The sequence below is a fragment of the Candidatus Neomicrothrix sp. genome (assembly GCF_035329545.1).
GTDB lineage: Bacteria > Actinomycetota > Acidimicrobiia > Acidimicrobiales > Microtrichaceae > Microthrix > Microthrix subdominans.
The window spans coordinates 17,952-27,070 of the sequence record NZ_DAOLGP010000045.1 but is presented as its reverse complement, the minus strand read 5'-3'; the positions used below and the strand labels follow the sequence as shown (position 1 = coordinate 27,070).

10 protein-coding genes are annotated in these 9,119 nt (G+C 68.4%); 2 read left to right on the top strand and 8 right to left on the bottom strand.

Annotated features, from left to right (window positions below; translation table 11 throughout):
* Nucleotides 1-184: 184 nt before the first annotated feature.
* Nucleotides 185-865, top strand: a complete 681-nt coding sequence (locus PKD89_RS17660) for a type II toxin-antitoxin system PemK/MazF family toxin (RefSeq protein ID WP_289010570.1) — start codon at nucleotides 185-187, stop codon at nucleotides 863-865.
* Nucleotides 866-962: 97 nt separating this feature from the next.
* Here PKD89_RS17660 and PKD89_RS17655 read toward each other — a convergent pair whose 3' ends face one another.
* From PKD89_RS17655 to PKD89_RS17635, 5 genes are all read right to left on the bottom strand, one after another.
* Nucleotides 963-1,712 (bottom strand): class I SAM-dependent methyltransferase, encoded by a 750-nt coding sequence (locus tag PKD89_RS17655; RefSeq protein ID WP_289010571.1) that lies wholly within the window; start codon nucleotides 1,710-1,712, stop codon nucleotides 963-965.
* Between the two features lie 29 nt (nucleotides 1,713-1,741).
* The gene (locus PKD89_RS17650) at nucleotides 1,742-2,821 is read right to left on the bottom strand and encodes an SRPBCC family protein (protein ID WP_289010572.1); all 1,080 of its coding nucleotides are present in this window, start codon (nucleotides 2,819-2,821) and stop codon (nucleotides 1,742-1,744) included.
* The gene (locus PKD89_RS17645) at nucleotides 2,812-3,363 is read right to left on the bottom strand and encodes a nucleotidyltransferase family protein (protein ID WP_287390831.1); all 552 of its coding nucleotides are present in this window, start codon (nucleotides 3,361-3,363) and stop codon (nucleotides 2,812-2,814) included. The genes PKD89_RS17650 and PKD89_RS17645 overlap by 10 nt, the downstream gene beginning before the upstream one ends.
* A 161-nt stretch (nucleotides 3,364-3,524) precedes the next feature.
* On the bottom strand, nucleotides 3,525-4,304 hold the full coding sequence (locus PKD89_RS17640) for an XdhC family protein (RefSeq protein ID WP_287379528.1): 780 nt from the start codon (nucleotides 4,302-4,304) through the stop codon (nucleotides 3,525-3,527).
* Nucleotides 4,301-4,615, bottom strand: a complete 315-nt coding sequence (locus PKD89_RS17635) for an XdhC family protein (RefSeq protein ID WP_287390832.1) — start codon at nucleotides 4,613-4,615, stop codon at nucleotides 4,301-4,303. The genes PKD89_RS17640 and PKD89_RS17635 overlap by 4 nt, the downstream gene beginning before the upstream one ends.
* 23 nt (nucleotides 4,616-4,638) lie before the next feature.
* Between PKD89_RS17635 and PKD89_RS17630 the strand changes: the two genes are divergently transcribed.
* Entirely contained in the window at nucleotides 4,639-5,175 is a 537-nt protein-coding gene (locus PKD89_RS17630; protein ID WP_289010573.1) for an NUDIX hydrolase, read from the top strand.
* Nucleotides 5,176-5,181: 6 nt separating this feature from the next.
* Here the strand turns inward: PKD89_RS17630 and PKD89_RS17625 are convergent, their stop codons facing one another.
* Genes PKD89_RS17625 through PKD89_RS17615 form a run of 3 tightly spaced genes read right to left on the bottom strand, consistent with a single transcriptional unit; the run spans nucleotide 5,182 to nucleotide 9,046 of the window.
* On the bottom strand, nucleotides 5,182-6,021 hold the full coding sequence (locus PKD89_RS17625; protein ID WP_287379531.1) for a xanthine dehydrogenase family protein subunit M: 840 nt from the start codon (nucleotides 6,019-6,021) through the stop codon (nucleotides 5,182-5,184).
* The gene (locus PKD89_RS17620) at nucleotides 6,018-8,543 is read right to left on the bottom strand and encodes a xanthine dehydrogenase family protein molybdopterin-binding subunit (RefSeq protein ID WP_289010574.1); all 2,526 of its coding nucleotides are present in this window, start codon (nucleotides 8,541-8,543) and stop codon (nucleotides 6,018-6,020) included. The genes PKD89_RS17625 and PKD89_RS17620 overlap by 4 nt, the downstream gene beginning before the upstream one ends.
* Nucleotides 8,540-9,046: a (2Fe-2S)-binding protein gene (locus tag PKD89_RS17615; RefSeq protein WP_287390837.1), complete on the bottom strand. Its 507-nt coding sequence runs from the start codon at nucleotides 9,044-9,046 to the stop codon at nucleotides 8,540-8,542. The genes PKD89_RS17620 and PKD89_RS17615 overlap by 4 nt, the downstream gene beginning before the upstream one ends.
* Nucleotides 9,047-9,119 lie beyond the last annotated feature (73 nt).

The following is a 9,119-nucleotide window of genomic DNA, read 5'->3' as shown; positions in this document are numbered from 1 at the left end:
CGCGCGGAGCGCGCGATCCCTGTCATACCAACGAATCAGACACCTGAACAGTTACGCGAAATCTGTCGCTATCGCGCGCTCTACGACGCGGAAGCGGCAGACTTCGGTCCGAGCCATGGGTCGACAGCGGCGGTCGGGGTGGGGTGATGGCTGTTCTGGAAGCTTGGGCTGAAAGCATGGAGCCATGAGCAGGCTCAAGCGGTTCACCAAGCTGGCCACCGAGCTCGTGGAGTACATGGCCAAGCCGTCCGAAAAGTCGGCGGCCGGGTCGGGTTGGGTCCAGCGGCGCTCGACGAAGCCGTCCGCCTCCAAGGCCGGCACGGCCGAAGCCCGCAAGTCATCCGGCACGACCAAGGCCGCTCGGCCATCCGGTCGGGCCAACGCCGTCACGCGCAACCCAGCCAAGCCCAATGCCGCCACCACGACCCGTACCAAGGACTCCGAAGCAACAACCGCCGCCACGAGGCCGAAGGACACGTCGGGGCCGCTCGAGGTGAGCTATGCGCCGGAGGCGGACGGCGAGCCCGACCCGGGCGAAGTTGTGTGGACCTACGTCAGCTACGAGGACGACCCCAGCCAGGGCAAGGACCGGCCGGTGGCGGTCATCGGGTGGGACGGGCCGGTGCTGGGCGTGGTGCAGCTGACCAGCAGGGACCACCACCGCAACGACTGCGTGCCGATCGGCACCGGTGACTGGGACCGCGAGCATCGACCCAGCTTTGCCAAGATCGACCGCATCCTCCGTGTAAAGCCAGCCGACGTCCGCCGCGAGGGCGCTGGATTGGCTGAGGATCGTTTCAACAACCTCATCAAGGAACTCCGGGCGATGCACGGCTGGCCGTTGGACACCAATGACGACGCTTGACGGTTCCGCCAGGCGGTGAGCGGTAGCGGGAGCCGCCCCTACCGACCCAGTGCCTCAACGGTGACCTCCATGTGCCCCAGGACCGTGGTCGGCCCGGTCAGTCGGCCCGACGAACAGCGTGCAGGTAATACCGGTCACCGTGCACGCCCAGGTTGCGGATGACGTCAAACCCGGCAGCGTCCAACATGGCGTCGACGCAGGCGACGTTGGGCCCCACCCAGTTGGTGGGGTCACCGGCCAGCTCGCTGTGGGGGTAGAACCACAGACGGGGTCGATGGCCGAGGTCGAAGCCGACGGCATCGCGCTTCAGCCGTCGAGACAGTGTGCCGGGCAGCCACACTCGTACGTCCTGGTGGACGTAGGTCTTCAAGACCAGAAGCCCGCCCGGCCTGATTACCTTGGCCAGGTTGCGGAAGCCGAGCATTGGGTGCTCGAGGTGATAGAGCACGTTGAGGAACCACACCGAATCGAACATGCCGTCAACGTCGGGGTCGAGGTCGTAGATGGAGCGGTCACGAAACTGGGCGGCTGACCCTCGGAGCTCCTTGGCGATGGCGAACCCATTGCTGCCCGCAACCATGAGCGACGATAGGTCGTCGATGCCGATCACCTCGGAGGCTCCTCGGTCCTCGGCGGTGAAGCTGTAAAAGCCGTCCGAACACCCGACGTCGAGCACCCGCTGGCCGTCGAGATGTGCCGGCAGTGCCATCAGCGCCAGCTCGGTGTTGACGTCTTCGCCCCCAGGGGTGACGACGCCAGCGCCGACGTCGATGGGGTGGCGCCAAGTCGGATGGGCAGTGACCTTTGCTCGGATCGTGTCGGCGCTCGGAGCTGCGTGCTGGGGCATCCGGAGAGGATAGGGGAGGCTGCCCCCGGTCAGTGCGAGGAGCGGTTCCGCAGGATTCGAATGATCAGCAGCACCAAGGCGAGGAGGCCCAGCGCCGGCAGAACCCGCTTGGCCAGCGGCGCGCCAGCCGAATCGATCAGGTCGACCGCCTCGGCCTCGGGAGAGTTGATCTTGCGGACCCCTGCCGGAGCCGCAGCGGTTGCGTCGGTCGCTCGAGCGGATGGCGTTCCGCTTGCCGCTGCGGCGCCGGTAGCGCTGTCAGCGTCGAGGGGTTTGCTGGAGTCGACCGCATCGGTGTCGGCGGTCTTGCCGGGCGATGCCTCGCTCGAGGCGTCGTCGTTGGAAGCGGCGACCTTTGAATCGGGCTCTTCGGCGCCGGATGCGGAGGACAACATTTCTCCAGCGTCAGCTGCCGACTCGCCGGGGCCGGTGGTCGCAGCCGATCCCGCCTTGCCTGTCGTGTCCTTCGTGTCAGTGGATTTGGCGGTGGCGGGCGGCTCGGCCTTGCCTGTCGTGTCCTTCGTGTCAGTGGTTTTGTCGGTCGCAGTCGACGCCGCCTTGCCGGTCGTGTCCTTCGCCTCAGCGGTCTTGTCGGTCGCAGCCGGCCCGGCCTCGTCGGCCTCGTCCTGTGGCTGCGCCGCAGCAGTCGAAGCCTTGTCGCCGCCGGCGAACACGTCGGACTCCAGGTTGTCGACGAACTGGCCGATCAGCTTGGTGGACACGTCGGACAACACCCCGCGGGCGAACTGCGCCACCTTGCCGGTCAGGGTCAGGTCGGTCACCAGCTCCACCTTGGTGACGTCGGCGCCGGCCTCGGTGAGCTGGGCCGTGATGGTTGCGTTGGCGTTGCCCTGGCCCCGGGTGTCGCGCCCCTTGGCGTCGATGATCACCATCTTGGCGTCGTCGTCCTTATCGACGATCTTGGCCGTGCCCTTATATTTAGCGGTGATCGGGCCAACCTTCACCTTGACCGTGCCTCGATACTCGTCGCCCTCGACCTCTTCCAGCTGGGCTCCCGGCATGGCCGGCGCAATCAGCTCGAGGTCGGTCAGCTTCGTCCATGCCTCCTCGATCGGGGCCTTCACCTCAAACGTGTTGCTCAGTTCCATCGCCGCAGTTCCTCCATGGTGTCGATGTCATCGGGAACGCCGGTAACGGCCACCCCTTGAACGAGATCGGGTTGCGACCTCATCAGTACCCGTGCCCCTTGGTCCCCAACCGCCGACAGGTCCGCCCAAACGCTTTCGGGAAGCCGAACCGGCGTTCGGAGCACCCCATCGTAGGAGGCCGCAGCGATCGGCGGGCTGGCTTCTGCATGAGCGACGGCGCGCCACGCAGCGGCCGTCGCCCCGGGTTGATCGCCCAGACCGACGACGACCGATCCGGCACCTCGACCACTCGCCCAGCTGATGGCCGCCGCCAACGTCGTCGCCTGGCCGGCCGCCCAGCCGGGATGCTCGACCAGGGTGATGTTGAGGCCCGCCAGCGCGTCGGCGACGGAGACAGCGCCCCAGACGACCGCCACGGGGCCGATCCCGGATTCGACGGCCGCCTCGACCGCATGGACGATGACCGGTCGACCGTCGCTCAGCGGGGCGAGCAGCTTGTGGCCCGGGCCGTCCCAGCGCGAGCCCTCCCCGGCGGCCAGCACGATGCCCACTGTTGCCCGGCCAGCTGGTGAGGCGTCACCAGATGCTGCGCCGTCCTCGGGTGGGCAGCCAGTTGCCGGGTCGCGAGTTGCAGGGTCGCCAGTTCCTGGGTTGCCCCTCGCTGTGTCGGTCGTTGCCGTGTCCGCGTTCGGGTGGCCGGGATTCAGTGAATCGCTCCGCTGCCGTGGCGCAACGGCCCGCCGGAACGGCCGGTCTGCATCTGGATGATCTCGGCACAGATCGACACGGCGGTCTCCTCCGGCGTGCGTGCGCCCAGGTCCAGACCGATGGGGGAGTGCAGCCGGGCAAGCTGGTCGGGGGACATGCCGGCCTCGACCAGCAGCGCCTCACGTTCGGCATTGGTGCGGCGGCTGCCCATCGCCCCGAGGTAGCCGACATTGGTCGCTGCCGCAGCAATGATGGCGGGCACATCAAAGCGGGCATCGTGGGTGAGCACGCACACCGCATCGCGCTGCCCGAGCGGCTCCTCGATGGCGGCGAGCACCCGCTGGGGCCAGTCGACGATGATCTCGTCGGCCTGCGGAAAGCGGGCCTTGGTGGCGAACACGGCGCGGGCGTCGCCGACGGTGACGTGGTAGCCGAGCAGCTTGGCCACCCGCACCAGCGACGCCGTGAAGTCGACCGCCCCGAAGATGTACATCCGGGGCGGTGGGGCGAAGCTCTCGATGAAGATCGACAGGTCCTCTTCCCGGGCCTCGCCGGCGGGCCCGTAGTGGCGCATGCCGGTCGAGCCGGCGGCCAACTCGCCGAGAGCGTCACGGGTGACCACCCGGTCGAGGTCGTCGTTGCCAAGCGTGCCGAGCGCCGGTCCGTCAGGTGTGACGAGCAGCTTGGCCCCAACGCCGTCGCCCTCGATGATCGTCGCCAGCGCCACTGGCAGCCCCGACTCGACGCACTCGGTCAGTCGCTCGAAAAGATTCACCAGTCGAGCGGTTCGATGAACAGGTGGATCGTGCCGCCGCAGGTGAGGCCGACCGCAAACGCATCGTTGTCGGAGTACCCGAAGGTGACGATGCGCCGCTCGCCGGTGTCGATGATGTCGAGCGCTTCGGCGACGACAGCGCTCTCGACACAGCCGCCGGACACGGAGCCGAGCACCCGGCCATCGGCGGCCACCGCCATGGCCGCGCCCGGCTGGCGGGGGCCCGAACCCTCAACGTCGACGACGCGGGCCAGGGCGGCGGGAACGCCGTGATCGCGCCACTGCGCCAAGTCCCCCAGGAGCTCTCGCATCAGTTCAACCTACGCTGCGGGGTATGGAATGGACCGTTCACGGATGGCGATCGATCTACGAGAGCGAGTGGGTGTCGGTGCGCCAGGCGGACGTCGAGCTGCCCGACGGGCAGCGCCTCTGGCATCACGTCGCCCATTACCCCAACAAGGCAGCGGCCGCCCTCGTGGCGGTCCCCGAACGGGGGGTGCTGATGCTGTGGCGGCATCGGTTCATCACCGACAGCTGGGGTTGGGAGCTGCCCGCCGGGCGGATCGACCCCGGGGAGCAACCCATCGAGACCGCGGCCCGTGAAACCGAGGAGGAGGCCGGCTGGCGGCCTGGTCCTCTGAGCCCGCTGACGAGTTACCACCCGTCGAACGGGTCGAGCGACCAGACGTTTTATGTCTTTATGGCCACCGAGGCCGAGCACATCGGGGAACCGACCGACACCAACGAGGCCGACCGGGTGGAGTGGGTGCCGGTCGCCGACCTGCGGGGACTGATCGCGGACGGTCACGTCACCGACGGGTTTTCGTTGACCGCATTGGGTGTGGCGTTCACGTTGGGGCACATCGGCTGAGCCTCCCTACGCCACCCCGGCACCCAGGAGCGCCCGACGGGTGAGCACCTTGACCAGGTGACGTCGGTACTCGGGGGAGCCGTTGAGGTCGTCGGGTGGTTCGGTGTCGGCATCGGCCAGCTGAGCGGCGTCGGCGGCCGTTGCGCCCTGGGCGAGCGCCTCCTCGGTGGCGCCGGCCCGAATGCTGGTCGATCCCATGTTGACCAGGGCCACACCGGGTTGGCCGCCGCTGCCGTTTCCCATGACAGCGGCCACTCCGACCACCGCCCAGTCGATCGCCCGACGGTTGAACTTCTGGTAGTTCCACGACGTGCCGGGACGCTTCGGTACCCGCACCTCGGTGATCATCTCGGTGGGGTCGAGGGTGGTCTCGAGAAAGCCGGTGTAGAAGTCGCCGATGGGGATCCGCCGGCTGGAGCCGTCCGCCCTGGCGGCGACCAGGGTGGCGCCCAGCGCCAGGCATGCGGCGGGTAGGTCCGATGCCGGGTCGGAGTGCGACAGCGAGCCGCCGATCGTGCCCCGATGGCGTACCTGCGGGTCACCGACCAGGTGGGCGACGTGTTTGAGGATCGGGCACTGCTGTGCCAGCACGTCGCTGGACTCCAGCACCCGGTGGCGGGTGAGCGCACCGATCGCCAGCTCGTCACCGTCTTCTCGGATGTAGGACAGGTCGTCGATGCGGCCGATGTCGACGATCACCTCGGGCACCGCCAAGCGCAGCTTCATCATCGGCAGCAGGCTGTGACCGCCCGCCATCAGCTTGGCCTCATCACCGTGTTCGGTGAGCGCTGCGAGGGCGGCCTCGACGCTGTCGGCTTGGACGTAGTCGAACGCTGCGGGAATCATCTGGCGCTCCCCTCCGGTTGGGCGGTGGGTTTCTCGGCGTCGGCGGATTGACCCGTGGATTGGATGGCCGACCACACCCTGTGTGGGCTGGCCGGCATGTCCATGGCGGTGATCCCCAGGTGCGACAGGCCGTCGACGACCGCGTTCATCACCGTCGGGGCGGAGCCGATCGTGCCGGCCTCGCCAACGCCCTTGACGCCCAGCGGGTTGGATGGGCTGGGCGTGACGGTGTGGTCCAGCTCGAAGTTGGGCGTCTCCATCGCCGATGGCACCAGGTAGTCGCCAAGCGTGACCGTGCGCAGCTGGCCGTCGGCGTCGTAGACCGCCTCCTCCCATAGCGCCTGGGCGACGCCTTGAAGGATGCCGCCGTGTAGCTGGCCCTCGACGATCAGCGGGTTGACCTGCGGTCCGCAGTCGTCGACCGCGATGTAGCGCTGCAAACGCACCTCGCCGGTCTCGGTGTCGATCTCGACGATGGCGATGTGGGTGCCGAACGGGAAGGTGAAGTTGGGTGGGTCCCAGCTGACCTGGGCCTCCAGGTTGGGCTCCTCTCCCTCGGGCAGGTCGTGGGCGGCAAAGGCGGCAAAGGCCACCTCCTGCAGCGTCATCGACTTGGTGGGCGTGCCTTTTACCTGCAGGGTGCCCGCCGAGACCTCAAGGTCGTCGGGACTGGCCTCCATCAGGTGTGCGGCGATGCGCTTGGCCTTCTCGATCACCTTTTCGGTGGCCAGGTGCACGGCTGTGCCTCCGACCGACAGCGAGCGGCTGCCGTAGGTGTCGAGGCCCAGCGGGCTGATCGCAGTGTCCGAGTGCAACACCTCGATCAGGTCGGGATCGATGCCCATCTGGTCGGCGACCAGCATGGCCCACGAGGTCTCGTGGCCCTGGCCGTGCGGCGAGGTGCCGGTGACCACCTGCACGCCCCCGGTCGGCAGCATCCGTACGGTGGCGGCTTCCCAGCCGCCGGCCGAATAGTTGAGGGCGGCAAGCGTGCGGCTGGGCGCCAGCCCACACATCTCCATGTAGGTGCAGATACCGATGCCGAGCACCTTGGTGTCGCCGGCGTCCCGCCGACGCTGCTGTTCGGCCCGAAGTTCGTCGATGCCGGCCATTTCCAACGCCCGCGCCATCGTCGGCTCGTAGTTGCCCGAGTCCATGATGATGGCGCCGGTGGGGTTGGTGTAGGGGAACTGCTCGGGCTGGATGTAGTTGCGTCGGCGGATCTCCTCCGGCGTTACCCCCATCTTGCGGGCGAGTGCGTCCATCGCCCGTTCGATGGCGTAGGTGGCCTCGGGCCGGCCTGCGCCGCGGTAGGCGTCGGTGGGCACGGCGTTGGTGAACACCGACTGACACTTGAACGAGTAGTTACCGATGTCGTAGACGCCGTGGTAGATGAACCCGCCCAGCAGCGGAATGCCGGGGGTGAGCAGCTGGAGGTAGGCGCCCATGTCGCCGACCAGGCGTACCTTCATCGCCGACACCTTGCCGCGCTCGTCGGCGGCCAGCTCGATGTACTGCACCTGCCCACGGCCGTGGGTGGTGGCCTGGGCGGCCTCGCTGCGGGTCTCGGTCCAGCGCACGGGCTTGCCATGCTTGATCGCCAGCGTCACGCACAGCACCTCTTCGGCGTAGACGTTCAGCTTGGCGCCAAACCCGCCACCAACCGCAGGGGTGACCACGCGCACCTTGTGTTCGGGCACGCCGCAGGTGATCGCCAGCATCAGCTTGAGGATGTGGGGGATCTGGGTGGAGGAGTACACCACGATGCCGCCGCCGAACGGTTCGGGGACGACGGCGGTGCCCCGCGGTTCCATCGCCGAGGGCAACAGGCGCTGTTGGATGTAGCGCTCGGACACGGTGTGGGTGGCGTTGGCGAATTCGGCCTCGAGCGCGACCGGGTCGGGCGTGACGTCGTAGTCGTAACAGACGTTGCTTCCCAGGTCGGGGTGCACCAGCACCTCGTTGGTGGCGGCCGCCTCGGGGTCGACCACCGCCGGCACTGGGTCGTAGTCGACGATCACCTGCTCGGCGGCGTCGACGGCCGCCTGGCGGGTGGTGGCCAACACGACGGCGACGGCGTCGCCCACGTAGCGGACCGATTCGGCGGCCAGTGGGTAGTGCGGTGGGTTCACCATGTCGTCGGTCACCGGCCAGGCGCACGGCATCGGGTTGGCCCACGTGTCGGCCAGCTCGGCGCCGGTGTGCACGGCGACGACGCCATCGGCTGCCTCGGCCTCGGCGGTGTCGATCGAGGTGATGGTGGCGTTGGCGAACGGCGATCGCACCAGCACGGCCCACAGGGCGCCGGGCAGGTCGAGGTCGTCGGTGAACTTCGATTCGCCGGTGAGCAGCGGCGGGTCCTCGCTGCGCAGCCGACGCTGGCCGAACATGCGCTCCTTGGTGCCGGCGCCGCCGTCCTCGCCCAGGTCGGCCTGGTCGACGGTGTCGGCGGCCTCCTCGACGGTCAGCTGGTCGGTCTCGGTGGCCGAGGTATCCACATCGGTGGGGGTGTCGGTGCTCATCGGCCCGCCCCCGCGTCGGTCCCGGCGAGCGACACCTGCGTGTCGGTCGACCCGGCGGCGGCGAGCACGGCGGCCACGATGTTGTGGTAGCCGGTGCAGCGACAGAGGTTGCCCTCGAGCCCCTCGCGAACCGCCGCCTCGTCGAGTCCGGGTTGCTCCTCGATCAGCGAGGTGGCGGCCATCACCATGCCCGGCGTGCAGTAGCCGCACTGCAGGCCGTGGTTCTCGTGAAAGGCCTGCTGCATCGGGTGCAGCGTGCCATCGGCTGAGGCCATCCCCTCGATCGTCGTCAGTTCGGCGCCGTCGGCCTGAACGGCGAGCATCGTGCAGCTCTTCACCGACTCGCCGTCGACGTGGATCGTGCACGCCCCGCACGAGGACGTATCGCATCCGACGTTGGTGCCGGTCAGCCCCAGCTGATCCCGAAGGAAGTAGACGAGTAGCTGCCGGGGTTCAACATCGTGGCTGGACGACGCCCCGTTGACGGTGACTGAGATCTGCACGGCAACCCCCGGTGGCGTCGCAACCGGTGCACCCGTCGAGACGGGAGCACCCCGTCCGGTCCCGATCGGTGAT

What these genes read in the sequence shown, in the direction of transcription:
- PKD89_RS17660 (WP_289010570.1), top strand. Translation starts at nt 185, where the DNA reads ATGAGCAGGCTCAAGCGGTTCACCAAGCTGGCCACCGAGCTCGTGGAG.
- PKD89_RS17655 (WP_289010571.1), bottom strand. Translation starts at nt 1,712, where the DNA reads ATGCCCCAGCACGCAGCTCCGAGCGCCGACACGATCCGAGCAAAGGTC.
- PKD89_RS17650 (WP_289010572.1), bottom strand. Translation starts at nt 2,821, where the DNA reads ATGGAACTGAGCAACACGTTTGAGGTGAAGGCCCCGATCGAGGAGGCA.
- PKD89_RS17635 (WP_287390832.1), bottom strand. Translation starts at nt 4,615, where the DNA reads ATGCGAGAGCTCCTGGGGGACTTGGCGCAGTGGCGCGATCACGGCGTT.
- PKD89_RS17630 (WP_289010573.1), top strand. Translation starts at nt 4,639, where the DNA reads ATGGAATGGACCGTTCACGGATGGCGATCGATCTACGAGAGCGAGTGG.
- PKD89_RS17625 (WP_287379531.1), bottom strand. Translation starts at nt 6,021, where the DNA reads ATGATTCCCGCAGCGTTCGACTACGTCCAAGCCGACAGCGTCGAGGCC.
- PKD89_RS17620 (WP_289010574.1), bottom strand. Translation starts at nt 8,543, where the DNA reads ATGAGCACCGACACCCCCACCGATGTGGATACCTCGGCCACCGAGACC.